30 protein-coding genes and 1 tRNA gene are annotated in these 24,732 nt (G+C 44.5%); 2 read left to right on the top strand and 29 right to left on the bottom strand.

Annotation, left to right across the window (positions count from 1 at the left end; genetic code table 11):
- From dnaJ to lepA, 6 genes are all read right to left on the bottom strand, one after another.
- A complete protein-coding gene (dnaJ, locus tag ERX40_RS04225; RefSeq protein ID WP_133417246.1) occupies positions 1 to 1,122 on the bottom strand; it encodes a molecular chaperone DnaJ in 1,122 nt (373 codons plus the stop codon).
- A 76-nt stretch (positions 1,123 to 1,198) separates the two neighbouring features.
- Positions 1,199 to 3,019, bottom strand: a complete 1,821-nt coding sequence (gene dnaK, locus ERX40_RS04230; protein WP_133417247.1) for a molecular chaperone DnaK — start codon at positions 3,017 to 3,019, stop codon at positions 1,199 to 1,201.
- 20 nt (positions 3,020 to 3,039) lie between these two features.
- Positions 3,040 to 3,585, bottom strand: a complete 546-nt coding sequence (gene grpE, locus ERX40_RS04235) for a nucleotide exchange factor GrpE (protein ID WP_133417248.1) — start codon at positions 3,583 to 3,585, stop codon at positions 3,040 to 3,042.
- A 13-nt stretch (positions 3,586 to 3,598) separates the two neighbouring features.
- Positions 3,599 to 4,489 carry a LexA family protein gene (locus ERX40_RS04240; RefSeq protein WP_133417249.1) on the bottom strand — a complete coding sequence of 297 codons (891 nt, stop codon included), beginning with the start codon at positions 4,487 to 4,489 and terminating at the stop codon, positions 3,599 to 3,601.
- 105 nt (positions 4,490 to 4,594) lie between these two features.
- On the bottom strand, positions 4,595 to 5,707 hold the full coding sequence (gene hemW / locus ERX40_RS04245; RefSeq protein WP_133417250.1) for a radical SAM family heme chaperone HemW: 1,113 nt from the start codon (positions 5,705 to 5,707) through the stop codon (positions 4,595 to 4,597).
- Positions 5,708 to 5,746: 39 nt separating this feature from the next.
- Positions 5,747 to 7,570: a translation elongation factor 4 gene (lepA, locus tag ERX40_RS04250; protein WP_133417251.1), complete on the bottom strand. Its 1,824-nt coding sequence runs from the start codon at positions 7,568 to 7,570 to the stop codon at positions 5,747 to 5,749.
- 165 nt (positions 7,571 to 7,735) lie between these two features.
- Here lepA and rpsT point away from each other — a divergent pair, with 165 nt between their 5' ends.
- The gene (gene rpsT / locus ERX40_RS04255) at positions 7,736 to 7,984 is read left to right on the top strand and encodes a 30S ribosomal protein S20 (protein WP_133417252.1); all 249 of its coding nucleotides are present in this window, start codon (positions 7,736 to 7,738) and stop codon (positions 7,982 to 7,984) included.
- Between the two features lie 27 nt (positions 7,985 to 8,011).
- Here rpsT and holA read toward each other — a convergent pair whose 3' ends face one another.
- Positions 8,012 to 8,980 carry a DNA polymerase III subunit delta gene (gene holA / locus ERX40_RS04260; protein WP_424960716.1) on the bottom strand — a complete coding sequence of 323 codons (969 nt, stop codon included), beginning with the start codon at positions 8,978 to 8,980 and terminating at the stop codon, positions 8,012 to 8,014.
- 88 nt (positions 8,981 to 9,068) lie between these two features.
- Here holA and ERX40_RS04265 point away from each other — a divergent pair, with 88 nt between their 5' ends.
- Entirely contained in the window at positions 9,069 to 9,203 is a 135-nt protein-coding gene (locus ERX40_RS04265) for a YqzM family protein (RefSeq protein ID WP_133417254.1), read from the top strand.
- Positions 9,204 to 9,232: 29 nt separating this feature from the next.
- Here ERX40_RS04265 and ERX40_RS04270 read toward each other — a convergent pair whose 3' ends face one another.
- The 22 genes from ERX40_RS04270 to ERX40_RS04375 all read right to left on the bottom strand — a co-directional run bounded on the left by ERX40_RS04270 (position 9,233) and on the right by ERX40_RS04375 (position 24,731).
- Positions 9,233 to 11,485 carry a DNA internalization-related competence protein ComEC/Rec2 gene (locus ERX40_RS04270; RefSeq protein ID WP_133417255.1) on the bottom strand — a complete coding sequence of 751 codons (2,253 nt, stop codon included), beginning with the start codon at positions 11,483 to 11,485 and terminating at the stop codon, positions 9,233 to 9,235.
- A gap of 12 nt (positions 11,486 to 11,497) precedes the next feature.
- Positions 11,498 to 11,962, bottom strand: coding sequence for a ComE operon protein 2 (locus ERX40_RS04275; RefSeq protein ID WP_133417256.1), 465 nt, complete (start codon positions 11,960 to 11,962; stop codon positions 11,498 to 11,500).
- Between the two features lie 52 nt (positions 11,963 to 12,014).
- Entirely contained in the window at positions 12,015 to 12,623 is a 609-nt protein-coding gene (locus ERX40_RS04280; RefSeq protein WP_243712952.1) for a helix-hairpin-helix domain-containing protein, read from the bottom strand.
- 75 nt (positions 12,624 to 12,698) lie between these two features.
- On the bottom strand, positions 12,699 to 13,427 hold the full coding sequence (locus ERX40_RS04285; protein WP_133417258.1) for a class I SAM-dependent methyltransferase: 729 nt from the start codon (positions 13,425 to 13,427) through the stop codon (positions 12,699 to 12,701).
- A complete protein-coding gene (gene rsfS / locus ERX40_RS04290) occupies positions 13,427 to 13,768 on the bottom strand; it encodes a ribosome silencing factor (protein ID WP_133417259.1) in 342 nt (113 codons plus the stop codon). The genes ERX40_RS04285 and rsfS overlap by 1 nt, the downstream gene beginning before the upstream one ends.
- Positions 13,769 to 13,786: 18 nt before the next feature.
- Entirely contained in the window at positions 13,787 to 14,353 is a 567-nt protein-coding gene (gene yqeK, locus ERX40_RS04295; protein ID WP_133417260.1) for a bis(5'-nucleosyl)-tetraphosphatase (symmetrical) YqeK, read from the bottom strand.
- Positions 14,331 to 14,900 (bottom strand): nicotinate-nucleotide adenylyltransferase, encoded by a 570-nt coding sequence (nadD, locus tag ERX40_RS04300; protein WP_133417261.1) that lies wholly within the window; start codon positions 14,898 to 14,900, stop codon positions 14,331 to 14,333. Before nadD ends, yqeK begins: the two co-directional genes overlap by 23 nt.
- Complete coding sequence (gene yhbY, locus ERX40_RS04305) at positions 14,897 to 15,190, bottom strand: ribosome assembly RNA-binding protein YhbY (protein ID WP_133417262.1); 294 nt, start codon at positions 15,188 to 15,190, stop codon at positions 14,897 to 14,899. Before yhbY ends, nadD begins: the two co-directional genes overlap by 4 nt.
- A gap of 9 nt (positions 15,191 to 15,199) precedes the next feature.
- On the bottom strand, positions 15,200 to 15,991 hold the full coding sequence (gene aroE, locus ERX40_RS04310; RefSeq protein ID WP_133417600.1) for a shikimate dehydrogenase: 792 nt from the start codon (positions 15,989 to 15,991) through the stop codon (positions 15,200 to 15,202).
- Positions 15,992 to 15,993: 2 nt separating this feature from the next.
- Positions 15,994 to 17,091 (bottom strand): ribosome biogenesis GTPase YqeH, encoded by a 1,098-nt coding sequence (gene yqeH / locus ERX40_RS04315; RefSeq protein ID WP_133417263.1) that lies wholly within the window; start codon positions 17,089 to 17,091, stop codon positions 15,994 to 15,996.
- A 107-nt stretch (positions 17,092 to 17,198) separates the two neighbouring features.
- Positions 17,199 to 17,269: transfer RNA gene (locus tag ERX40_RS04320), tRNA-Gly, on the bottom strand.
- Positions 17,270 to 17,375: 106 nt separating this feature from the next.
- On the bottom strand, positions 17,376 to 17,648 hold the full coding sequence (locus tag ERX40_RS04325; protein WP_165980659.1) for a hypothetical protein: 273 nt from the start codon (positions 17,646 to 17,648) through the stop codon (positions 17,376 to 17,378).
- 57 nt (positions 17,649 to 17,705) lie between these two features.
- Positions 17,706 to 18,128, bottom strand: a complete 423-nt coding sequence (locus ERX40_RS04330) for a cupin domain-containing protein (RefSeq protein ID WP_133417265.1) — start codon at positions 18,126 to 18,128, stop codon at positions 17,706 to 17,708.
- Positions 18,129 to 18,196: 68 nt separating this feature from the next.
- Positions 18,197 to 18,694, bottom strand: a complete 498-nt coding sequence (locus ERX40_RS04335; protein WP_133417266.1) for a GNAT family N-acetyltransferase — start codon at positions 18,692 to 18,694, stop codon at positions 18,197 to 18,199.
- A 64-nt stretch (positions 18,695 to 18,758) separates the two neighbouring features.
- Complete coding sequence (locus ERX40_RS04340) at positions 18,759 to 19,610, bottom strand: prohibitin family protein (RefSeq protein WP_133417267.1); 852 nt, start codon at positions 19,608 to 19,610, stop codon at positions 18,759 to 18,761.
- Positions 19,573 to 19,881, bottom strand: a complete 309-nt coding sequence (locus ERX40_RS04345) for a hypothetical protein (RefSeq protein ID WP_133417268.1) — start codon at positions 19,879 to 19,881, stop codon at positions 19,573 to 19,575. Before ERX40_RS04345 ends, ERX40_RS04340 begins: the two co-directional genes overlap by 38 nt.
- Before the next feature lie 90 nt (positions 19,882 to 19,971).
- On the bottom strand, positions 19,972 to 20,496 hold the full coding sequence (locus ERX40_RS04350; protein WP_133417269.1) for a YqeG family HAD IIIA-type phosphatase: 525 nt from the start codon (positions 20,494 to 20,496) through the stop codon (positions 19,972 to 19,974).
- A gap of 195 nt (positions 20,497 to 20,691) precedes the next feature.
- Entirely contained in the window at positions 20,692 to 21,390 is a 699-nt protein-coding gene (locus ERX40_RS04355) for a 5'-methylthioadenosine/adenosylhomocysteine nucleosidase (RefSeq protein WP_133417270.1), read from the bottom strand.
- 52 nt (positions 21,391 to 21,442) lie between these two features.
- Positions 21,443 to 21,919: a transcription elongation factor GreA gene (greA, locus tag ERX40_RS04360; RefSeq protein WP_133417271.1), complete on the bottom strand. Its 477-nt coding sequence runs from the start codon at positions 21,917 to 21,919 to the stop codon at positions 21,443 to 21,445.
- Positions 21,920 to 21,942: 23 nt separating this feature from the next.
- Positions 21,943 to 22,557 (bottom strand): uridine kinase, encoded by a 615-nt coding sequence (gene udk, locus ERX40_RS04365; RefSeq protein WP_133417272.1) that lies wholly within the window; start codon positions 22,555 to 22,557, stop codon positions 21,943 to 21,945.
- Positions 22,557 to 23,795 (bottom strand): peptidase U32 family protein, encoded by a 1,239-nt coding sequence (locus ERX40_RS04370; protein ID WP_243712909.1) that lies wholly within the window; start codon positions 23,793 to 23,795, stop codon positions 22,557 to 22,559. The genes udk and ERX40_RS04370 overlap by 1 nt, the downstream gene beginning before the upstream one ends.
- Before the next feature lie 12 nt (positions 23,796 to 23,807).
- Complete coding sequence (locus ERX40_RS04375) at positions 23,808 to 24,731, bottom strand: peptidase U32 family protein (RefSeq protein WP_133417274.1); 924 nt, start codon at positions 24,729 to 24,731, stop codon at positions 23,808 to 23,810.
- Between the last annotated feature and the right edge of the window lies 1 nt (position 24,732).

Consider the following 24,732-nt stretch of genomic DNA (forward strand, 5'->3'; position numbering starts at 1 on the left):
TTATTCTCCTCTGAAGAAGCGTCTCGTTTTTTCGAAGAAGTTATCGTTCTGTTCATTCAGTTCCTCGCCGTCGATTTCGGCGAATTCACGCAGTAAGTCTATCTGACGATCGGTCATCTTAGTAGGTGTCACAACGTTGACAGTGACATACTGGTCACCTTTGCCGTAACCATGGACATTGCGCACACCTTTGTCTTTCAGACGGAAACGTTTACCAGTCTGTGTGCCGGAAGGAATCGTCAGTTTGACGCGGCCTTCAAGGGTCGGTACTTCGACCTCATCACCGAGTGCAGCCTGCGCAAATGACAGGTTAAGATCATAGAAGATATCATCGCCGTCACGCTCAAAGTCAGCATGGTCAGATACACGGAATACAACATACAGATCCCCTGCAGGTCCACCGTTGATACCTGGTTCACCATGGCCCGCCACACGGATCTGCTGCCCATTGTCAACACCTGCCGGTACTTTCACTTCAATCGTTACATCTTTCACTCTTACACCTGAACCATGACAGTCCGGACATCTCTCTTCATATTCTTTACCAGTACCCTGACAATCCGGGCATGTCCGTTCTGTACGAATGCGTCCAAATGGTGTTTCCTGTTCGACGCCGACCTGACCCCGGCCGTGACATGTTGAACATCTTTTGACTTCTGTACCTGGCTTTGCACCAGAGCCGTCACATGTCTCACATACGACTTCTTTACGGACTTTGACCTCCTTATCTGCACCGAAAACGGCTTCCTCAAAGTCAATATCCATCTGGTACTGCAGATCATTACCTTTACGTGGTGAATTCGGATCTCGTCTGGCCCCGCCTCCGAAGAATGAGCTGAAGATATCTTCGAAGCCGCCGAAACCGCCACCTTCAAAGCCACCACCGAAACCAGCACCTTGACCCATTCCAGCGTGACCGAACTGATCATACTGTGCTTTTTTCTGATCATCACTTAGTACTTCATATGCTTCCGATAATTCTTTGAACTTTTCATCCGCACCTTCTTCTTTATTGATATCCGGATGATATTTTTTAGACAGTTTTCTGTATGCTTTTTTGATTTCATCTTTCGAAGCGCCCTTCGATAGACCCAGCACTTCATAATAATCTCGTTTTGCCACTTGTCATTCTCCTTTTCTGCCTTACGTAAAGAAAAGCCAAAGTCAATAAGTTGACTTTGACTTTTGGTTTTACTCATTATTTTTTATCGTCATCCTTAACTTCAGTGAAGTCAGCGTCGACCACATCATCTTCCGGTGCTGCTTCACCCTGAGCCTGTTGCTCTTGAGCCATCTGCTCATAAAGTTTCATCGATAAAGCCTGAACGATTTCATTTAACGCATCTTTTTTAGTTCTGATCTCCTCGATATCGTTACCTTCAAGCGCTTTTTTCAGTTCTTCTTTAGCTGCTTCCGCTTTTTCTTTTTCAGCGTCATCCACTTTACCTTCAAGGTCTTTTAATGTCTTTTCAACTGTGAAGACCATTTGATCAGCTTCATTACGCGTATCGATCTCTTCACGGCGTTTTTTATCCGCTTCTGCGTTCGCTTCAGCATCTTTCACCATGCGGTCGATTTCTTCATCTGATAAAGCTGAAGTTGACTGGATTGTGATTTTCTGTTCTTTTTGTGTTCCTAAATCTTTAGCAGTTACGTTGACGATACCATTTTTATCGATATCAAATGTAACCTGGATCTGTGGCACGCCGCGAGGTGCTGGTGGTATATCAGTTAACTGGAAGCGTCCAAGCGTTTTGTTATCCGCTGCCATCTGACGTTCACCCTGCAGAACGTGTACGTCTACTGCCGGCTGGTTATCAGCTGCTGTAGAGAATACTTGTGATTTTGATGTCGGGATTGTAGTATTACGTTCGATAAGAACCGTTGATACACCGCCCATTGTTTCAATACCTAGTGATAATGGCGTCACGTCAAGTAAGACGATATCTTTTACGTCACCAGTGATGACGCCACCTTGGATAGCTGCACCCATCGCTACAACTTCATCCGGGTTAACACCTTTGTTCGGTTCTTTATTTAGTTCTTTCTTGATTGCTTCCTGTACTGCAGGAATACGTGTAGAACCACCGACAAGAATAACTTCATCAATATCAGATGCTGATAATGAGGCATCTTTTAATGCCTGACGAGTAGGTCCCATTGTTTTTTCTACTAAGTTACGTGACAAGTCTTCGAATTTAGCACGAGATAATGTCACCTCTAAGTGAAGAGGACCCGCTTCTCCTGCTGAAATGAATGGTAATGAAATCTGCGTTGAAGATACACCTGATAAGTCTTTTTTCGCTTTTTCAGCTGCGTCTTTCAGACGTTGCATTGCCATTTTATCTTTTGATAAGTCCATGCCGTTTTCTTTTTTGAATTCTTCTACTAGGTAATCGATGATCACCTGGTCAAAATCATCCCCACCGAGACGGTTGTCACCAGCAGTTGATAATACTTCAAATACACCATCACCGAGTTCAAGGATGGACACATCAAAAGTACCGCCACCTAAGTCAAATACCAGGATTTTCTGGTCTTTATCTGTTTTATCTAATCCATAAGCAAGCGCAGCTGCTGTCGGTTCGTTGATAATACGTTCCACTTCAAGTCCCGCAATTTTACCCGCGTCTTTTGTCGCCTGACGTTCAGCATCGTTGAAGTATGCAGGAACTGTGATAACCGCTTTAGTCACTGATTCACCGAGGTATGCCTCAGCTGTTGCTTTTAAGTTCTGAAGAATCATAGCTGAGATTTCCTGTGGTGAATACTGTTTACCGTCAACGTCTACTTTGTGATCAGTACCCATCTCACGTTTGATTGAGATGATTGTATTTGGATTTGTGATGGCCTGACGTTTCGCTACTTCACCAATCTGAGTCTCACCGTTTTTAAATGCCACAACTGATGGTGTTGTACGGTTTCCTTCTGGGTTAGCGATTACTTTCGGTTCGCCGCCTTCAAGTACAGCCACACATGAATTTGTAGTTCCTAAGTCAATACCAATTACTTTACTCATTATGAATTCCTCCAGTTTTATTATTCGTTCACTTTAACCATTGCTGGTCGCAGTACGCGTTCTTTCAATTTATAACCTTTTTGCAGCTCATCAAGCACAACACCTGAATCTTTTGACTCATCTTTTTCCTGCATCACTGCCTGATGGAAATTCGGGTCAAAAGGCTGATCCTGAGCTTCAATGTGCTCCAGGCCATGTTCTTTCAGGGCGCTGACCAGATTATCATAGACCATCTGAACACCTTTGATCAAAGTCTGGTCTGCACTTTCCTGACCTAAAGCACGTTCAATGTTATCAAGTGTCGGAATGACATCACGAAGGACAGCTTGAGAGCGATAGGTCTTTTCAGTTTCCAGTTCTGTACGAGTCCGTTTCTTGTAGTTCTCAAACTCCGCGTACAGTCTTAAGTATTTCTCTTCACTAACTGATAGCGCTTCTTCAAGCTCTGCAACTTTCGCTTCAAGACCATCTCCATCTACATCAATGGGTTCTGTGTCCATTGGTGCTTCAGCAGTTACTTCTTCATCAGGAAGCGTGTCTTCCTGGACATTTTTTTCTTCTGTCATTCAAATATCCTCCTTAGAGTGCACTTAGTCCTTCGAAAACTTTACGATAGCTCATCATCAATGGTCCCATTACAGCGACCCGGCCATCAAACGTCTCAGTCTGTACTGGTTTTGTCACCAGCGAGACATTCGACAGTTTATCATCGATTTCCTGTCCTATCTTAACATTAATCAAATTGTCATTCATACTAATAAGCTTGCAGATAAATGCATCCGATTCGATAAAGACCAGTAGATCTTTGAAATGATTGAGTTCATGATGAGTAACAGTGTCAAACAGAAATTCCTGCCCAGCGCGATGTATCACCGGCGCCGGCTTAGCAAGACGCATCTTGACATAGTTCTCGACAAACGATACAAGTCGTGAATTAAATGGCGCTTGTATAGAGTCCGGTTGATGCAATTCTGCATTTAAATAATCATTCAGCTGTTTGATTTCTTCCATCGTGAGTGTTTCTTTCCACTCCAGCTGATCATGATCCACATCACCATCATTGTAAATAAGTACAATGAGCAGGGCGTGTCCCACTGCGGCTATATGGATCGCTTCCAGCGTTCGCGCAGTATAATACCCTGTGACCACTGAGAAGTAATGCATATCCTGCGCTACTTTATCAGCAAGTACATCAGAGTCTGCCTGACTGACTGCTGTTGCCTGATGTTCATGCTGCAGCATTCTGATGTAATGTCTGTAACCTTCAATAGAAGGCACACGACCGGAAGAAATATGCGTTTTCTCGATGAATCCCTGTTCTTCAAGTTTTTTGAGTTCAGCACGGATAGTAGCTGAACTGATTGACAGCTGATGCTTGTTCATCAACGTCTTAGAACCTACAGGCACGCCACTTTCAACAAAATCTTCAACCAATGTATTCAATAAAGTCTTTTGTCTATTCGTGAGCATATTTCACCTCTTTAGCACTCTTCTATCCGAAGTGCTAATAATAATTTATCAAATTGGTCAAAGTATGTCAATGTAAAACCCTCAAGATAAAAAAATTTCCGCCATCTAAATAGATAGCAGAAATTCTTCAAAGACATCATTGCCGATCATACGGCCGGCAGCTGTCATATAAATTCTATCCTCAGTAACCACAATCAGCTCGGACGCTTCAAGTTTTGTCAGAACATCACCGAATATCTTCTCAATCCGTGTTCCATAACGCTGCAGAAAGTCCCACCTGGAGATGCCCTCATTCATTCTTAGTCCAAGAAACATGAACTCCTCCATGGACTCTTCGCGCGTCACCTTATGCGTTTCTTTAACAGCATTCCCCAGCTGCACCGCCTTTATATAGTGAGGGACGGGTGCAATATTATAGTATCTTTCACCGTTCACGTAGCCATGGCTTCCTGCACCCGCGCCGTAGTATTCCCTGTTCTGCCAGTAGACCTTATTGTGTTCGGATTCATGTCCTGGTTTTGCAAAGTTCGAGATCTCATACTGCTGGAAGGCGGATATCGCAAGTCTTCTGATTGTATAGTCATACATCTCTGCCGCCAGCGTTTCATCCGGTAGCTGCAGCATGCCTTTTCGGTACTGGTTATAGAACTGCGTCTTCGGCTCCAGTATCAGAGAATAGCTTGAGATATGGTCAATATCGAGAGCCAGCGCTTTTTCAAGGTCCAGCTTGACCTGCTCAAGCGACTGAGTAGGCAGATGATACATCAGATCGATGCTGACAGACTCAATATCCAGTGCTTTAGCTGTGTCGACAGCTCGTCTGATATCCTCTTCTTCGTGTGTCCGTCCCAGCAGCTTCAAAAGGTCATTATCAAATGTCTGGACACCGAGACTCAGACGGTTCACGCCGTATTTTTTCATAATCATGATTTTCGCCGCAGTCAGTTCATCAGGATTCGCTTCCATTGAAAATTCCTGCTGAATCTTGAACTGCTGAGCGATAAACTTCAGCAGTCGTTCCAGCTGCTGGTCATTCAAGGCAGTCGGTGTCCCGCCCCCGATAAATAATGTGTCTATATCGGTAGGGATAGTTGACAGCTCCTTAATCAGGCAGTCGATATACGTATCAACCGGCTGATTCTTGATCAGAAACTTATTGAAGTCACAGTATGTGCAGATGCGGTTACAGAACGGAATGTGTATATAGAGACTCGTCATTTTAACTCCTTTCATGAAAAAAAGCGGCTTACGCCACTTTTAATCTTCATCCATTTTAAGGACAGCAAGGAAGGCTTCCTGCGGTATCTCGACTGAGCCGACCGCTTTCATCTTCGCCTTACCTGCTTTCTGTTTCTCAAGCAGTTTACGTTTACGGCTGATGTCACCACCGTAACATTTCGCCAGCACATTTTTACCGATAGATTTGATGTTCGTTCGCGCCACAATCTTCTGTCCGATCGCTGCCTGAATCGGCACTTCGAACTGCTGACGCGGTATAAGTGTCTTCAGTTTCTCAACGATCACTTTGCCGCGGTCATAAGCGAAGTCACGGTGAACGATAAAGCTGAGGGCATCGACCGTTTCGCCGTTCAGCAGGATATCCATCTTCACGAGACGACTTTCCTGATAGCCGATCAGTTCATAGTCGAATGATGCATAACCTTTTGTGTTTGATTTCAGCTGATCGAAGAAGTCAAAGACGATTTCCGACAGTGGTAATTCATAGATGATATTGACACGGATGTCATCCAGATAATCCATCGTCTGGAAGTTACCCCTTTTCTTCTGACAGAGCTCCATTACAGCGCCGACGTAATCGTTCGGCACCATGATGCTCGCTTTAACATAAGGTTCAAAGATCTGATCGATTTTCTGAGGATCCGGCATCTTGGACGGATTGTCAACAATTACCTCGCTGCCATCCGTCATCACACATTTGTAGATAACAGACGGAGCCGTTGCAATCAGTTCAATGCCGAATTCACGCTCGATGCGTTCCTGAATGATCTCCATATGCAGCAGCCCGAGGAAACCGACACGGAAACCGAAGCCAAGTGCCTGAGACGTCTCTGCCTCAAACTCAAGTGATGCATCATTCAGCTGCAGCTTTTCAAGTGCTTCGCGCAAATCGTTATACTTACTTGTATCAATCGGATAGATACCACAGAAGACCATCGGATTCATTTTCTTGTAACCCTGCAGCGGTTCTGCTGCCGGATTATTAGCGAGTGTAATCGTATCACCGACACGTGAATCACCGACATTCTTGATTGAGGCAGTGATATAGCCGACGTCCCCTACCGTCAGTTCAGCTACTGGCAGCTGCTTCGGTGTATTAATTCCGACTTCAACGACTTCGAATTCCTTACCGGTCGCCATCATCCGAATCTTATCACCGGCTTTCACCGTGCCGTCGATCACTCTGATAGATGATATAACGCCGCGGTAGGCATCGAACGCACTGTCAAAGATCAGCGCCTTAAGGGGTGCTTCCGGATCACCTGTCGGCGGTGGTACAAGCTCTACAATCTGCTCCAGGATCTGATCGATGCCGATATTCGCTTTTGCAGAGGCAAGAACTGCATCAGACGCATCAAGTCCGATGACATCCTCAATCTCCTGTTTGACTCGCTCAGGTTCTGCTGCCGGCAGATCGATCTTATTGATCACCGGAATCAGTTCAAGGTCGTTATCAAGTGCCAGATAGACGTTTGCCAGCGTCTGCGCTTCAATCCCCTGGGCAGCATCAACCACAAGAATAGCTCCTTCGCATGCCGCGAGACTACGGGATACTTCATATGTGAAATCGACATGTCCCGGTGTATCGATTAAATGGAAGATATAGGTCTCACCATCGTTCGCTGTATAGTTTAACTGCACCGCATTTAATTTGATCGTAATTCCACGTTCACGCTCCAGATCCATAGAATCGAGAAGCTGCGATTTCATTTCGCGTGAAGCGACTGACTTTGTATTTTCCAGGATACGGTCGGCAAGTGTCGACTTCCCGTGGTCTATATGAGCGATGATAGAGAAATTTCTTATTTTTTGCTGTCTTGATAAACGTTCTTCATTGTTCATTAACAGAACCAACTTTCTTTCTTATTCAATACTATTGATTATATCAAGTAAAGATGCGTACTTCAATCAGTTTTAAATTAACGATTGCAATGCGTCCTGTATTTTGATAAAATATTTCTTGTTGCAATGAAAACACACAGTGTAATATTTTTAGGAGGTGACATCATGCCAAACATCAAATCTGCTATCAAACGCGTGACGACTAGTCAAAAAGCTCAAGATGCTAATATCTCTCAAAAGAATGATATGCGTACAGCAATCAAAAACGCGAAATCTGCTGTTGAAAACAACGCTGATAATAAACAGGAATTAGTAAACTCAGCTGTTAAAAAGATCGATAAAGCTGCGAAAAGCAACTTAATCCACTCAAACAAAGCTGACCGTTTAAAATCTCAAGTTATGCGTTCTAACTAATTTGAAAGCCCGCTGCTGCGGGCTTTTTTATATGCTCAAAATGAAAAGTTCCAGAATCAGCACTTTATCCATATAAGAGGATTTCAGCTGATAGTCCGTCTCAGCACACATGTTGATGACCTTCAGTATTTCACTCAGATTCATCTTTGAGGCTTTTCTGAGCGCAAGCTTCACCCGATATGGATGGATCTTCAGCTGTTTCGCTATCTGTGCTTCACTGAATCCTTTCTGGCTGAGTATCTTCGTCTGATAGAAGAGTCGATACTGACCGCTGATAAGCGCGAGCAGTCTGATTGGCTCCTCCTTCATATTGATCAGGTCTTTCAGCAGCGTCACGGCCTCTTTTTTACGATCTGTCGTAATATAATCCGTCAGCAAGAAGACATTCTGCTCAAGACTGCGCGAGACAACCCTCTCCACATGAGATTTCACAATCACTGCATCGTCACCGATGAAAAGCAGCAACTTATTCAGCTCATTAGAGACCAGCTTATAATCTGCCCCTGTCAGCTGAATCAGCTCATCCAGTGCATCCTGCTTAATATCCTTGAACTGATCATTCAGCTGCTGCTTCACCCATTTCTTCAGGGCGATTTCGTCCATTGCATCTATTTTATTGACCTGATGCAGCCTCTTCATATTTTTGACGATTTTTTTGCGCTCATCCAGTTTTTCATGATTAACTTCAAAAATAACAATATTCGGTCCCGTGTACTGCTCTACAAATTCAGCCAGCTGATCAAGATGATGTTCAACAGCAATCCGCGGCTTTTCTCCTGTAAAGAGATAACTGTTTTTAACGACAATCACTTTATATTCACTTAAAAAAGGAATCGTCAGTGCATCCTCAATAATGAACTGAACAGGTGTTTCCATCAGATCATACCGGGAGAAATTAAACGCATCTCTCTCCGCCAGCAGGCCATTGACGATTTCTGCTGTTTTCTCAGATACCAGTTCCGGCACTATGCCGTGATTGATTATAATAGCATTCAAATTAAGAACTCCCTTGATAAATCTTAATTTCATTATAGCTTTTTTTATAGAAATATCATATACTTAAAAATAACTGGAGGTTGATGAAATGAATCATTTCGAACATGATGTGCAATCCAAGAACAATGACGTCGGAGATTCTATTAATGCTTTATTAGTTGGTTTTGGCGCTTTTACGACTATTTATATCATCGCCCAAATCTTTGAATTATTAGCTAGATAATCAGACTGGACATAAGGTCCGGTCTTTTTTTATGGTCTTTTTGCTGTCCTGATCTCATCGCTGAATTCTATCCTGCCCTCCACCTGTGTGTTAAAGACCTGGATATGGCTTGTGGCCAGCCTTTCTACCACTTCAACATGTGGATGACCGAACCGGTTATTCCTGCCCGCTGAGATAACAGCATACTTCGGCTTCAGACAGTCCAGTAGAGCGTCAGACGTACTGGTGTGACTGCCATGATGCCCTACTTTCAGAATATCTGCTGGTTCTTCACACAGCTTTTCCTTTAACAGCTCCTCTTTACCGATCGGCAGATCCCCCATCAGTAAATAACGTCTGCCCAGCGTCACCCTTGAGACAATACTGCTGTCATTCTCATCACTGAACGTGCCTTCAGTATTCATTAACTTGACGTCCGCATGTCCGACTTTGAAATGCTCAACCGTTCTCGCATCGATTACCTGAGTCCCTTTTTTGTGCGCAAGTACAAGCAGTGACTGATATTTTTCGTGACCCGGTGCTGCAGTGTTCAGTATGAGATTGTCGACATGCATACGTTCCATCAGATGGACTGCCTCGCCGAAATGATCTGCGTCCGGATGAGTCAGAAGAAGAAAGTCAATTCGGCTGTAGCCTTTCTCATGCAGCAGAGCAAGAACATTGAAGCTGATGGCATCACTCCCTTTTCTTCGTTCCCGCCACTTCTCTTTCGGTATATCGGCCTTCCCGCCTGTATCAGTGACCATGACTTGTCCTTGACTTTCTACAAGTGAACTGTCACCCTGCCCGACGTCTATAAACGTCACCCCCTCAGCACGGGGCTGTAAAATAGTTAATCCTGTCACCAGCAGCAGAGTGACAGCAATAGCGGTGTAAAAATGAAGGAGAGACTTTTTTAGCATAAGAAAGGAAGCATAGACAACGGCAATCAGCAGCACGTAGCCTTCAGCCAGCTGATCGGCCACTATGATGTCAGGTAGCCTGATCAACTTGAAGAGACTGATCATTATATCATTAATGAAAAAGGCGGCATGGAGCAGACTGTCAAAGAAAAGAGGAATAGTGTGAAAGAGCATGCTCCATAATAAGATAATAGTACAGAGCGGGAACATCAGAAAAGTGAAAAATGGAATAAACACCAGATTAGTCAGGAAGCCGATGACCTGAAAACTATTGAAATTCATGATAAGGACAGGGAGACTTGCAAGCTGGGAAATCAGACTGGTAATGATGAGCAATGTGAGCGGACGTTTATCCTGTAAAAGGTCACTGGTGACAACAAGAGTAAAGGAGATAAAGTAGGATAACTGAAATCCGATATCGCTGAGCACAGAGACGTCAACCAGAAGAAAGAGAAGAAAAGAAAGAGAGAGACTGTCCAGTAAAGTAAAGCCATACTTCTTCATCACCATGTATATCAGTATAAAGAGTGAGGATCTGACCACTGAAGGTGATAAACCGGTAAGGACGGTATAGAGCGGAATCAGGAGCAGCATGACGCCGGTACACCAGTGGACAGGCACATAGAGCCGCTTCAGCAGAAAGAAGAGCTGCACGCTGATCAGCGCCACATGGGAGCCGCTGATCGCATAGAGGTGATAGATGCCGAGTGCCTTCAGCTGCTCCAGCTCAGACGATGTTAAATAGCGGGTATCTCCTAATGTCAGAGCCACCACATAGCGTATATTAAACCTTTCAGTGTCCATCATTCTGTCGGCGAGCTGAACTCTATAAAGCTTGAGCTCTTCCAGCAGATTGATATTCCCGGACCTGCATGCCGTGAAGTCGATAGCCTTTATTTCAGCCATATAATGGATTCCCTGTCTCTTCAGGTAAGCTGCGTAATCAAATTTAAGGCCATTTGTATTAGGCAGCGGCTGTTTCAGCTCAAGACGACCCGTACAACTCTGGTAATAAGGCATATCGCTGAGCAGTCTCTTCTGCTCCTCTTCAGACTTCAAATAATAACTGAAATGAACAGGCTGACCGTAAACTGTTAAAGTACCGTTCATCAGGTCGCCGTCCACCGACAGATCATCAGTAAATAGCAGCTGACCTGATACAGCGCCTCTCGCTGCATCGGTCCAGTCAAATGGTTCTGCCGGCGCTTCGTAAGAATAAATCAGAAAAAAAACTCCCGTCAATATCAGTAACGGCAGAAAGCCCGTCTTCCGCTTTCTAACACAGTGAAAAGTAATCACTATAAGAAGAATACATGCGCTAAAGGGCGACTGCCAGAACAATATGCCGGTTAAGGCAGCGACTGCGATATTAAACCACATGTATCCTCCCTCTTAATCGAGCATTTTAAAGTAGTCAGCCATTCTGCTGGCGTCAAAAGGAATCTTTTCGACCTGTATGCCGGCTTTCTGCAGCAGTTCAACTGCATAGGGGTGATTCTTATAATCTACCGCATAAGAAACCTTGCTGATACCTGCCTGAATAATAGACTTCGTGCAGTGGATACAGGGAAAATGCGTCACATAAATCTCCGCACCTGCCGCTGATACACCGAGCTTTGCACACTGCAAGAGCGCATTCATCTCTGCATGTACGGTTCTGATGCAGTGCCCTTCTTCAATATAGCATCCGACATCCGTACAATGCGCCTCTCCTGCAACCGAGCCGTTATAGCCCCCTGCGATAATTCGATTATCCTTTACTATTGTTGCGCCGACACTGAGACGGTTACAAGTTGAGCGGAGTGCCAGCAGCTGACTTTGAGCCATAAAATAATCCTGCCATTTAATTCTTTCCATACGCGATCCCTCCAATAGTTACATTGTAAGTGAACCACAGTCTGCAATGCAATTACAATTCAATGAAGGGTTCCAGCGTCACATATGTTTTATCACCGATTCCTTTGATCTCTTTCATCTCTTCCTTGGACTTAAAACCGTTATGCTGCTCCCGGTACAGCAGTATATCAGCTGCCTTCTTCGGCCCGATGCCCGGTATCTCCTGCAGCTCTGATTCTGTTGCTGTATTGATATTGATGATTTTGCTGTCTGAACTGCTGTTGCCACCTGCTGTCTGACTATACATCATGTATTTCTCTTCCTTTACTTCACCTTTATAAGGCACGTAGATAACCATCTGATCTGACAGCTGCAGCGACAGATTCACCGCCTCCGTATCAGCATTCTTCAGGGGCTGTGCCAGTTCAAGCATATCAACCACCCTTTTAGTATCGTCTGCAGCATATACACCTGCATATTTTACGGCGCCTTTAATATCAATCATCATCTCTTTTTTGCCGGGCATCTCAGTCGTTGTCTCTATACTTTTTTCCTCTTGGGCGAGTGTTTCGAGCGGTTCAACCGGCGGCTTCAGCGAGGACTGGTACACGAATAATCCGGCAAGCAGTATAACGACCAGCACCCCTATTTTCATCTTATGTTCTGCAAACAGTTCCTTCATTTTTTCCACAAAAAAGCACCTCCCTTATATAATCGGAGAGATGCTGCTTTTTGATTTTTACTGTCACAATAAAAATTAACTTTTATGAAATTTACGGACAACATAAAAGATTCTTTCAGATTCTTCTACTTCAGTCTGATTGATATCAAAATCTGCAAAGACACGGTCAACCGTTAAATGATGACGACTGAGCAGATTCTCATAAAAGCTGACAGAATAGGTCCGCTGGTAATGCGACTCGTCATAGCGGCTGTAGCGGCCGTCATGTTCCAGGACGAAGAAACTCATATCGTGGTATACGCTGTGCGGCGCTTCTCCGGGTTCTGTCTGCCAGAGATAAGTTATACGGTCAGTCTCATCACAGTAGGTCTGTCCTGCAAAAAGATAATCCATCTTCCAGAGAGAATGTACATCAAAAAGAAAGACGCCGTCATCACTGAGATGTTCAGCGACACGTGCAAACAATGAATCAAGATCATCTTCTTCAGTGATGTAGTTCAGACTATCACAGTAGCAGGTGATGACGTCGAACGTCTTATCAAGCTGGAGTTCAGTGATGTTCTGCACGAGCCACTGAATGGAGGCGTCCTTCGCCGCTGCCACTGTCAGCATATCCGCACTCAGATCGACACCGACCCGTTCCAGATGACGCGGCAATAAAGTCGTGAATGAGCCAGTACCGCAGCCTAAGTCAAGCACCGAATTCGCTGCATCTAGATAAGGCGCTGTCAGCTTCAGCCACTGGTCATAAGGCTGATCATAGGTCAGTTCATCATACAGAAGTGCAAACGCCTCGTAGACCATTATTCGTATGTGATGAACTCTGCATCTCTGTACAGACGTTCCAGGTTATAATAGCCGCGTTCTTCCTTGTGAAAGACATGTACCACAACGTCATCAAGGTCAACAAGTACCCACTGCGCTTCATTGAAGCCTTCCAGCTTGCCGACATCAATACCGTTTTTCTCTGCCTGGTCCTTCACTTCACGTGCAATGGCCTGCACCTGTCTGTCTGAGTTCGCATGGCAGATGACATAGTAATCAGTGATGCCGCTGATTTCTTTGACATCGATCCCGATGATTTCCTCCGCTTTTTTGTCGTCACATGCTTTAAAGGCGAGTTCCAGTAATTGTTTTGAATCCATTCAATCCATCCTTATCGTTTATTTTTCGAGGTTATAGTAGTTCAGACAGTCAATTGTCTTCGGATAGATGATGCTATCCTTCTCGACTAAATACAGCACAGTTCTTTTTGAAATCTCGTATATTGCTTTATCCAGATCTTCATCCGTGTATATCAGCTTTCTGATATCATCGACGCCCGGCTGATTGCGACCTGGCTCAATGTAATCTGCGACAAAGACAATCTTCTCTGTCAGCGTCATCTGTGCGCGGCCCGTTGTATGGTTGTGAATCGCAAGGAAAATCTCCTCGTCCTCTACACCGAACTCATATTTCATCATACAGGCGCCGACCGGACCGTGCAGAATCTCTGAATTATAAGCCAGCAGCTCATTATCCAGTTCATACTTTGTCACCAGCTGGTACAGCTTGGATAATTCATCATATTTTGCATAGTCATGCAGCAGGCCTGCAAGTTCCACTTTCTCTTTATCACCGCCGAATTGCTCAGCCATACCGACCGCAGTCTCAGCAACTCTGACAGAGTGTTCATAGCGTTTTTTGGGCAGCTTTTCTTCAGCAAGTTTATTCGCTTTTTTCTTTTTCATATATATTTTCCTTTCGGACATAGATTTCAATCTCTCTATTCAGCCAGAACTTGACCGTCTGATGATCAGCAAGCCTTGTTCTGATTTCTGTCGAGCTGACATCAATCCGTGGGATGTGGAAATTAATGATCTCTGAATCAACCTGATTGTATTCAACCTCACGATTCACTACGACGAACTGACACATTTCACGCAGCTCATCTATCCGGTACCAGTTGCTGAGCTGATCATATTGATCCGTTCCAATGATGACATAGATATCCGAATCCTGTGAGGATAAATATCTGACCGTATCGTAAGTGAAGCTGTTGCCTTTTCTCTCAAGCTCATACGTTGAGACCTCACCGAAACCAAGTTCAGCTATGCCCATCCGTACCATCTGGATTCGCTGCTTATCAGTTGCCACAGCTTGACGCGATTTGAGCGGACTCTGAGCGGCCGGCATAAAGATAAATCGATCCGGTGAGAAAGCAGCATTCACTTCGTTCGCGACAATCATATGACCGATATGCAGAGGATCGAAAGTTCCCCCGTACAGCATGATCATCGGGGCAGATCAATCTTCTTGTGGTTTTTGGATGGCTTATAAAGAATGATGGTCGAACCAATCAGCTGTACAAGGTCTCCATAGACACGGCGTGCAACTTCTTCTGCCAGTTCCTCTTTATCATCCTCATTGTTCTGAAGGATGCTGACTTTGATCAGCTCTCTCTTCTCGAGCACTTCATTGAGCTGCCCGATCAGATTCTCATTGACCCCACCTTTCCCAATCTGAAAAATCGGGTCTAAGTGATGAGCTTCTCCGCGTAAAAATCTTTTCTGTTTTCCTGTTAACATAAAGTCCTCCTATAAGTGCTGCTGTACTTTTTTCGTCATTATGTGACGATCAGCTTTTAGTCCTGTCCATATCTCAAAACTTTGTGCGCCCTGATTGACGAACATGCCGAGTCCGTTGATGGTCTGTAAATTTCTGCGTTCTGCCTCAAGCAGAAAGGGTGTCATGCTCGGGGTGTAAATAATTTCAGCCACGATGGCAGCAGGGTTAACTGATTTGAAATCATAAAGAGAACATGCGTTGAAGCCTGACATACCGACCGGCGTAGTATTAATCAGAAGATCAGCTAACTTTGCATATTCGTCTATTTCCGTCAGTGGAATCTTAGTGACCGCAAATGGCCAATCAGCCATTCGTTCAGCGGTGCGGTTCGCTACAGTGATACCAGCTCCGTATGTCTTAAACGCCTGAGCGATAGCACGGCTGGCACCCCCTGCACCGATCAGCAGTACATTCAGTCCATCAAGTTCCATTTCCGGCAGACTTTCAATAAAACCTGTCCCGTCAGTATTGTAACCTATCCATCTGCCATTAACTATCTTTACAGTGTTGACCGCACCGATTTCTCCGGCATCATCATCCACTTCATCAAGGTAAGTCATAATCTCCGTCTTGAAAGGAATCGTCACATTAAAACCATCCAGCTCATATTCGGCGATGATGTCCCTGATATGATGAAAATGAGTGGGATGAATATCCAGGGCGATATAGGAATCATCCAGACCCAGGGACCTGAAGTTTGCGTGGTGCATCACAGGAGACAGCGAATGGCTGATCGGATGGCCGATAACTGCAAACTTCATGATCATAGAATACTCGGTCTTAAATAAACATCAACCTGTTTAGGTGCATAGACTTCAATCACCGCACCTTCCTCAACAGTAATAAAACCGAGTCCTGAAAAAATGATATCCTGCTTCTGTTCTCTGACAGATAGTGTATGACGTTTGAGTCCGTTGAAATCAAATCCCTTATCCCCAGGTGGTGCCAGCAGTTCACCGATCTGACGATGCCACAGATCCATGGCATTCACCGTCTTTGTCCGGTGGATATTCAGACGGTTGGATACGAAACAGTTGAGACTACGTCTGCCGCCGGAAATATAATCGACACGCACAAGTCCGCCAAGAAAGAGCGTCTGCCCTTCATTCAGCTGGAAGTTCCGTGGCTTGATCTCTTCTTTTGGCATGATGAACTTCAGCTCATCATCCGTCACATAATGCGTCATCTGGTGGGCCTGGATAATACCCGGTGTATCATACATAAATGTGCCGTCACCTAGTGGAATATCAATCAGATCAAGCGTAGTCCCAGGGAAATGTGAGGTCGTAATAACATCTTTTTCACCGATACTGCGCTCAATCAGTTTATTGATCAATGTTGATTTGCCGACATTCGTCGTGCCGACGATGTAGACATCCTGTCCATGCCGCAACGCTTCAATCGACTCAAGCAGTGCATCAATACCCTGATTTTTTTCTGCTGAAATAAGAATCACTTCGTCCGGCTTCATACCCAGTTCTTTCGCAAGATGCTTGATCCAGTTTTCTACACGGTTCTTGTTGATCAGTTTAGGCAACAAATCGATTTTATTGGCTGCAAGAATCACTTTCTTATTGCCGACAATTCGTTTAAGTCCATTGATCCACGATCCCTGGAAATCAAAGACATCAATGACATTGACAATAATGCCTGCGCGGTCGCTGAGCGCATTCAGCATCGTCAGAAAGTCATCACTGGTCATATTGACATCCTGGATTTCATTATAATGTTTCAGTCTGAAGCAACGCTTACAGATGACATCTTCCTTATTTAAGCTCGACTTAGGGACGTATCCAGCCTGATTAGGATCATCGCTTTGCAGCACAGCGCCGCAGCCGATACATCTGAGTTCATTAGACAAATATGATTCCTCCTGTACTTATGTTTAACCATCCTTATTTTAACACATATCATGATGAAGCGAAAAAAAAGACATAAAAAAAGGCCCAGCTGTCTGGGACCTGCATAAGCGGATGACTGGAATTGAACCAATGACTCCAACCAGGAAGGCTGGTGTTATAACATTTAACTACATCCGCATATATATGTAATGTATCTCTTGTCTGAAGAATACTTTATTAATATTAGCACATGCTGAAAAGGAATGCAAGAAAAAAGCAGACTTTTTTTAAGTCCGCTCTATTATTACCATTTGTTCTCAAGCTTCTCGAGCATCGCCTGACCTGCTTGTGTCAATTTCAAATCAGTCATCTTCTCAACTTCGAAGTGTTCATTTTGCTGATAGTCTGCTTTATGACCGTCCACAAGTCCTTGATTGAATAGATACTCAATCTCCTGATCCTCATGATTATTGTTGACTATATCAAAACGACCTTCTTTGGAAATACTGTCTAAATACTTGTACAATATATCATTATCTAAGTTCATAATATCCATCTCCTTCGTAAACTTGCTCATTTATACCCCATTCAAAACTTCATAGACCTTGATATAGAAGCAGGATTTTTACACTCTTTACTGTTCATTTGGATCGTTTTCAGCATCCTCGTGCGTCTTGTGGACAGTACCCGGTTTGTGGTCAGGACCTGCATAGATAGAATAAAGTTTAAGTGGTTCTTCTCCTTTATTCGTTACATTATGCCACGTATCTGCAGGAACGATGATGACATCATCCGCTTTGACTTCATACTCAAAGTTTAAATTGTCTTCAGCAGGCCCCATCTGACAAAGTCCCTGACCTTGCTCGATTCGCAGGAACTGTTCAATACCGTGGTGGATTTCAAGACCGATATCATCACCTGGTTGAATCGTCATCAGCGTCACCTGAAGCTTGTCACCTGTCCAGATTGTCGTACGGAAATTGTCGTTTTCAAGTGTCATTCCTTCAATATTCGCAACAAAAGGCTGTTTACCCTGTTCTTCAAAATTGTATGTCATCTCTTAAACCTCCCGGATATTTACTTCTATCATCTATACCCGTTTGCTGCTGATAATCACACATCTATTTAATGAAGGTTGCTTATTTTGCAGCCCAGTATACTGAGAGAATAGCATTGACCATCCATTTCAGCGATATCTGGCAGCGCACCGTATAGGACAAACCCATTTTTCTCAAATAATCTGATGGAGGGAATATTATGACTGAATATAAAGGCAAGGAGCGTCTTAAAGTCAAGCTCCGTCGCTAATTCCTTCATCTTGTCGACTGCATACTGACCGATGCCCTGACCTCGGAATCGCTCGTCCACATAGATACTGACTTCAACTGTCCGGTCATAGGCAGGACGTGAATAAAAATCACTGAAACTGAGCCAGCCAACGATTTCTATTCCTTTTTCTATCACATACAGCGGTTTATTTCCTTGATGTGCATCAAACCAGTCCACTCTGCTCTCAACAGTGACCGCTTCTGTGTCCGCTGTCACCATTCTGCCAGGAATCGTTGAATTATAGATCTCTACAATTCTTTCCAGATCATTCCGTTCTGCTTGTCTGACATTCATGCTACTCACTCCTTTTATTTTCATTATTTTAGCATAAAAAAACAGGATTGCTGTATGAGCAATCCTATTTATTCACATCCACTATGACGCCTTCTCCACCGATTGTGATGGGTTGCTTGCCATCCCATTTATCAATCATCTGTTTTCTGATGATTTTATCGGTCAGTGATTTATCAAGAATATCGTTGGCTTCCGCCTGACCTTTTGCCTCTATCTTTTTCTTCGCTGCATTCTGTTCAGCAATCGCGCGGTCAGTCTTTGCACGTTCCAGCTCCTGATTGGCTTTGACACGTTCATCAATCGCTGCCTGTGTGGCTGCATCTGCCTTCGGGCTTGAGATGGCAATATCCTCGATGATAAAGCCCTGGTCCGTCAGTTTATTCTGCAGCTCTTCAAGCGTTGCCTTCTTGATTTCGCTTGTTTTCACACCGAAAGTTTCAATGACTGAATATTTTGCCACTGATTGTCTCAGTCCGTCCAGCACACGTGTACGCAGGAAGCCATTTTCAAGTCCCTCTATATCCGCATTACCGAACTTATTGAAGATCTTGACAACTTTTGTCGGATCGACGTGGTAGTTGATGCTGATATCCATATCCAGGTTCTTGCCATCTGAAGTAGCGACATTCAGGTTCTTGTATTCCTTCGTCTGGGTACGTATCGGATAATGGACGGCCTTATCAAGCGGCGAAATGACGTGCCAGCCGGCCGGTTTCGTCTGATCTTTTACTCCGGTTACGGAATAGATGACAGCCTGATACCCTTGCGGCACTTTTTCGATACACATGAAAAGAATCAGTGCACCCAGCAACCCGACCATCCCGATAATCGTTGTCAGTAATAACGACTTCCGGTTCAGCGGCTTTTTCCTGACCTGCTTAACGGTCTTGACGTTCGATTGTTCTGATGAGTTCATTCACTTCCTCCATTTCTTCGACTAATTGTCTGATTTCCTGCTGCGGCTGAAAATGCTTGCTTCTTACCTGAATGGCGTGAGTCAGCCGGTCACGTTTTTCCTGCAGCCTGATCAGCTCTAAATCCTCTTCGTATTTATAAAGACGTGTCTGGCGCTTCTCGTCATTGATCTCGCTTCTGAAAGAGAAATAGTCATAAAAACGAGATAAAACGAAATAAAGGACAACAGCGAGGAGAATCAGCAGAATCATGCCGATTAAAAAATAACGCATAAAATCCCTCCATTCCATGCTTATCCTTATTATATCATTAATGAGTGAAATATCTAAATATATCCAAAAAAACCACGACACATGTTGTGGCTACTCTTCCCAGCTGATATATCCCTTTCGCTTGAAATAAGCTAAAAAGCGTCTTTCCATCATGCGATTAACCCTTGTCTTCCATTCATCGTTCGATTTGACCGGTACGACCATAATGGAATAGAAGCCGTTCGAATTCGCTGCAAGGACATCTGTCATCATCTGATCACCAATGACAACTGTTTCACCTGGCGTCACTGCCATCGCTTTCGTCGCCTTCTTAAAGGCCAGTCCCATCGGTTTTCTCGCGTTGAAGATATAATCCACTTCGAGCGGGGTCGCGAATGTCGCGACACGTGTCTCATTATTGTTCGATACAATCGTGATCTTAATCCCTGCTTCAGCCATCTGATTGAACCAGGTGACAACCTCTTCTGTCGCCAGTTCCACATCCCAGCCGACAAGCGTGTTGTCGAGGTCAGTGATGATGGCTTTCACCCCTTGCGCTTCCAGTTCCTGAGGGGTGATCTCAAATATATTTTTTACATATTTACTCGGCATCAAATACTTCTTCAGAATACTCATTGTTTCACCTCTTAATCTTTCATACCTTATTTTATCACAATAAAACCCCAATTCCCTCGGAACTGGGGTTCACACTATTCGATGATTTCTTTGTCGCCGTAATCGACTTCAGTTTCGCTGTAAATGATAAAGCCGATGATTGCAGTCGCAATCACTGATAATGCCATGATGAAGATCATACTAAGCGCCTCCTTACTACTTTGTAGCAGCAAATGTCTCTATTAATGATTTTACAATTTTACTTGAAGATACGCAAGCGACTTTAAGGAACTCCTCAAAGGTCATTCCTGCCTCACCGTTCGCGAGGTCAGAGACTGCACGCGTGATGATAAAAGGTGTTCCGCACTGATAGCATACCTGTGCCACTGCTGCCGCTTCCATCTCCACTGCCAGCACTTCAGGGAAGTTCGCAATGATTTTCTCTTTTTTCTCCTGTGAACCGATAAAGCTGTCACCTGAAACGATGAGACCTATACGCGCCGTCAGGTTATTCGTACTGATTGCCTTTTCTGTCAGTGTCATGAGCGCGGAATCAGCCGCATAGGTCTTCGGCATGCCGGGCACCTGACCCAGTTCGTAGCCGAATTCAGTCGCATCCACATCGTGATGCAGCACGTCACGACTGACGACGATATCTCCGACTTGAAGCCCATGGCCGAGACCGCCTGCCGAACCTGTATTGATGATTGCTTCCGGCTGATAGTGTTCGATCAGCAGGGCTGTAGTCAGAGCCGCATTAACCTTACCGATACCGCTCTGCATGAGCACGACATCATAACCGTACAGCTTACCTGCATAGACTTCCACATGCGCATGTTTCTTGATCTCAAGTCCTTCAATATCGTTTTTTAAAATCTCTACTTCTTCCTGCATTGCACCGATAATTCCGAGCATGATTTTCCTCCTCAAATAAAAAGTAGATTCATCAAAGAATCTACTTAGGTTGTTAGCTGATTTCTACGATTTTAACGCGCATTTCATTGCCGTTCGGTAAAGGGACATTGACTTCATCATCCACTTTTCTGCCGATGAGTGATTTAGCGATCGGTGATTCATTTGAAATTTTCCCTTCAAACGGATCAGCTTCAGCAGAACCGACGATCATATAGGATTCTTCGTCGCCATCAGGAATTTCAACGAATTTCACTGTACGGCCGATCTGTACTTCAGATTTTGAACCGTCATCAGAGATGATCTTTGCGTGACGCAGCATCATTTCGATTTTGACAATCTCCTGTTCGACGAAACCCTGCTCGTCTTTTGCTGCATCGTACTCAGAGTTCTCTGATAAGTCACCGAAGCTACGGGCTACTTTGATTTTTTCTACTACTTCCGGACGTTTAACCGTTTTTAAGTGTTCAAGCTCTTCTTCTAATTTGTCAAAGCCTTCTTGTGTCATTGGATATTCTTTTTGGATTTCCATCACAGTTCCTTCTTTCTCTGTCCTTAGTTTCTGATTAATGATTGAATCTTAGTTGTCATGATATCAATGGCGACTTCATTGCTGCCGCCTTCAGGAATGATGATATCGGCATATTTCTTTGTAGGCTCTATAAACTGATTGTGCATCGGACGGACAACTGTCAAATACTGATCGATGACTGACTCCACCGTACGACCACGCTCTTCTATATCTCTCATCATTCTTCGCAATATACGAAGATCTGCATCTGTATCTACAAATATTTTGACGTCCATCAAGTCACGCAGCGCATCGTTCTCCAGCGCGAAAATTCCTTCTACTATAATAACATCTTTCGGTTCAAATGTAATCGTTTTCTCACTTCTTGTATGAATTGTATAATCATAGGTTGGCACCTTAACGATCTTACCATCTCTAAGATCAATCAGATTCTGAATGAGTAAATCATTATCAAAAGCAAATGGATGATCATAATTCGTTTTAAGTCGCTCTTCAAAGCTCAAGTGCGACTGATCCTTATAATAGTAATCCTGTTCAATCAAAGCCACGCTGAAACCTTCCAGGTTCTTTAATATCTTTGAGGTTACAGAGGTCTTGCCGGACCCCGAACCACCTGCAATTCCAATGATAGTTGTCATCAGGCCATTTCCTTCCGCATCATATTATTTTTAAAGACGGGATGATCCACTTTAACCTGTACGAGCTGCAGTGGATGACGGGCAGCATCAAGCGCTGTCCCTTCTTCATCGTAAATCGCTGAAATCACCTGTTTGAAGTTGCTGATTTCAGGGCCGAAGAATTCTATCTCCATGCCTGGCTTGAAGTTGTTACGCTGCTGAATAGTCGCCATCTGTGTCTTTTCATCATAGTCTAACACTAAGCCGCAGAAATCGAAAGGTGTCTTCTTGGATTGTTCGTGACCGAACATCTGCTCCTCATACCCGGGCACGCCTTCAAAGAATGCGGGTGCTGTATCACGGTTTGCACATTTGCCGAGCTCCACAATCCATTCCGGATCTATCCTGAAGTTTTCAGGAGCCGCGCAGTAGGCATCGATCACTTTACGATAGACAGACACGACTGTTGCGATATAGTGGATGGACTTCATACGTCCTTCGATCTTCAGTGAATCGATACCGATATCAATCATGCTCGGAATGGATTCGATGAGCTTCAAGTCTTTAGGACTCATCGCGAAAGGTGTGACATCTTCTCCTTCATAGACAACGTCCAGCTCCTCATCATCAACTGTCAGCAGATCATAGTCCCAGCGACAGCTCTGACAGCAGCCGCCACGGTTGGAATCACGGGCCGTCATATGGTTACTGAGTGTGCAGCGGCCAGAATAGGCGATACACATCGCACCATGCACGAAGGCCTCAATTTCGATATCCACCTTCTCTTTCATGAGGCGCATTTCCTCTGCACCTGTCTCACGGGCCAGGACGACACGCTCCAGCCCTTCATTCTTCCAGTATTCAACTGCCTTCCAGTTGGACAGTGACTGCTGAGTGCTTAAGTGGATTTCAAGCTTCGGTGCTACTCGCTTACATGTCTCGATAATAAGAGGGTCGGCGACGATGATGCCTGTCGCCCCGGTTGCTTCCAGCTGTCGCAGATAATCGTCCAGCCCGTCGATATTCTCATCGTGGGCAATGATATTCGTCGTCACATAGATCTTTGCAGCATAGCGGTTCGCAAACTCAACGCCTTCTCTTATTTCTTCCATCGTGAAGTTATCCGCATTTGAACGCAGGCCGTATTCCTGTCCGCCGAGGAAGACAGCATCCGCACCGTAGTGGACAGCGATCTTCAGCTTCTCAAGGTTGCCGGCAGGTGCCAGCAGTTCAGGTTTCTTTAATATTGTTTTAGTCACTTCTATCATTCCTTAATATACAGTTTGTTTATACAGGAAGCCTTGGTCGAGTGGACGATGCTCAGGCTGAATGTCTTCAATCGCTTCCATCATATCGAATTTCTCGTCATCATATAAATCAGGGTCTTCATTATACAGGTCAATGGCCTTACGGTACTGTCGCGTCACTTCAGTGATATAGTCAGGTGACTGCAGCACTCCATCTATCTTGAAGCTGTCGACACCTGCTTCAAACAATTCCTCAAGTTCCTCAATGACACAGATATCGTTCGGACTCATAATATGCGTACCGTTATAGTCCTCATAAATCGGATATTTATTGTTTCTTTCCTCATCATACAGCAGCATGTTCCTGGCATCATGACGGTTCTCAATCTTCATCGCTTTATCCATGTACAGGAAGTAGTTGCCGAGAAGCTGACGTTTGGACTGGAACATACACGTCATGCCATGCACCTGCACCTCAATCTCTACATCTGTATGCGCTTTGATCTCGATGACCTCTTCCATGCTCAGTTCACGAGCGAGAACCGCTCTTGCTGCACCGCGCTCACCCCAGTAGTTGCACTGGAACTGATTGGTGACCAGGGTTTCCTGGTTCCAGTGCAGCGGAATCGGCTCAGACTGTTCCTTGACGTACATGACGACAGCAGGATCGCCGAAGAGGATGCGGTCAGGTCTGACTTCGTGCAGCCACTTGATATAGTCTTCAACCGCATCCAGATGCTCATTATGGAAGATGCCATTGACAGCCACATAAGCTGCTTTGTCTGCCGCATGAATCTTATCAATCGCTGCTGCCAGTTCTGTACGGTTGAACTCCCCTGCAAGTCGCAGACCGAACTGTGCTTCACCGATGACAAATGCATCTGCCCCTGCCTCAATCAGTTCATCGATATGGTCCAGTGAGGTCGGTGTTACTAATAATTCTGTCATA

Origin of the sequence: Macrococcus carouselicus, assembly GCF_004359515.1 — a bacterium.
In the GTDB taxonomy this organism is placed as follows: domain Bacteria; phylum Bacillota; class Bacilli; order Staphylococcales; family Staphylococcaceae; genus Macrococcus; species Macrococcus carouselicus.

Bases quoted from the DNA above. Each gene is read 5' to 3' on its own strand.
- ERX40_RS04325 (WP_165980659.1), bottom strand. From the start codon at position 17,648: ATGAGCAAGTTTACGAAGGAGATGGATATTATGAACTTAGATAATGAT.
- ERX40_RS04265 (WP_133417254.1), top strand. From the start codon at position 9,069: ATGAATCATTTCGAACATGATGTGCAATCCAAGAACAATGACGTCGGA.
- ERX40_RS04350 (WP_133417269.1), bottom strand. From the start codon at position 20,496: ATGAGTATTCTGAAGAAGTATTTGATGCCGAGTAAATATGTAAAAAAT.
- ERX40_RS04275 (WP_133417256.1), bottom strand. From the start codon at position 11,962: ATGGAAAGAATTAAATGGCAGGATTATTTTATGGCTCAAAGTCAGCTG.
- nadD (WP_133417261.1), bottom strand. From the start codon at position 14,900: ATGATCATGCTGTACGGGGGAACTTTCGATCCTCTGCATATCGGTCAT.
- hemW (WP_133417250.1), bottom strand. From the start codon at position 5,707: ATGACGAGTCTCTATATACACATTCCGTTCTGTAACCGCATCTGCACA.
- ERX40_RS04335 (WP_133417266.1), bottom strand. From the start codon at position 18,694: ATGAATGTCAGACAAGCAGAACGGAATGATCTGGAAAGAATTGTAGAG.
- lepA (WP_133417251.1), bottom strand. From the start codon at position 7,570: ATGAACAATGAAGAACGTTTATCAAGACAGCAAAAAATAAGAAATTTC.
- dnaK (WP_133417247.1), bottom strand. From the start codon at position 3,019: ATGAGTAAAGTAATTGGTATTGACTTAGGAACTACAAATTCATGTGTG.
- ERX40_RS04375 (WP_133417274.1), bottom strand. From the start codon at position 24,731: ATGACAGAATTATTAGTAACACCGACCTCACTGGACCATATCGATGAA.
- ERX40_RS04285 (WP_133417258.1), bottom strand. From the start codon at position 13,427: ATGGTCTACGAGGCGTTTGCACTTCTGTATGATGAACTGACCTATGAT.
- ERX40_RS04355 (WP_133417270.1), bottom strand. From the start codon at position 21,390: ATGCTCGGAATTATCGGTGCAATGCAGGAAGAAGTAGAGATTTTAAAA.
- ERX40_RS04270 (WP_133417255.1), bottom strand. From the start codon at position 11,485: ATGTGGTTTAATATCGCAGTCGCTGCCTTAACCGGCATATTGTTCTGG.
- yhbY (WP_133417262.1), bottom strand. From the start codon at position 15,190: ATGTTAACAGGAAAACAGAAAAGATTTTTACGCGGAGAAGCTCATCAC.
- greA (WP_133417271.1), bottom strand. From the start codon at position 21,919: ATGGAAATCCAAAAAGAATATCCAATGACACAAGAAGGCTTTGACAAA.
- rsfS (WP_133417259.1), bottom strand. From the start codon at position 13,768: ATGGATTCAAAACAATTACTGGAACTCGCCTTTAAAGCATGTGACGAC.
- ERX40_RS04330 (WP_133417265.1), bottom strand. From the start codon at position 18,128: ATGACATACAATTTTGAAGAACAGGGTAAACAGCCTTTTGTTGCGAAT.
- grpE (WP_133417248.1), bottom strand. From the start codon at position 3,585: ATGACAGAAGAAAAAAATGTCCAGGAAGACACGCTTCCTGATGAAGAA.
- udk (WP_133417272.1), bottom strand. From the start codon at position 22,557: ATGACAACTATCATTGGAATTGCAGGTGGTTCGGGGTCCGGCAAGACC.
- ERX40_RS04280 (WP_243712952.1), bottom strand. From the start codon at position 12,623: ATGAAGGAACTGTTTGCAGAACATAAGATGAAAATAGGGGTGCTGGTC.
- ERX40_RS04240 (WP_133417249.1), bottom strand. From the start codon at position 4,489: ATGCTCACGAATAGACAAAAGACTTTATTGAATACATTGGTTGAAGAT.
- ERX40_RS04340 (WP_133417267.1), bottom strand. From the start codon at position 19,610: ATGAACTCATCAGAACAATCGAACGTCAAGACCGTTAAGCAGGTCAGG.
- ERX40_RS04345 (WP_133417268.1), bottom strand. From the start codon at position 19,881: ATGCGTTATTTTTTAATCGGCATGATTCTGCTGATTCTCCTCGCTGTT.
- rpsT (WP_133417252.1), top strand. From the start codon at position 7,736: ATGCCAAACATCAAATCTGCTATCAAACGCGTGACGACTAGTCAAAAA.
- aroE (WP_133417600.1), bottom strand. From the start codon at position 15,991: ATGAAGTTTGCAGTTATCGGCCATCCGATCAGCCATTCGCTGTCTCCT.
- yqeK (WP_133417260.1), bottom strand. From the start codon at position 14,353: ATGAAAAAGAAAAAAGCGAATAAACTTGCTGAAGAAAAGCTGCCCAAA.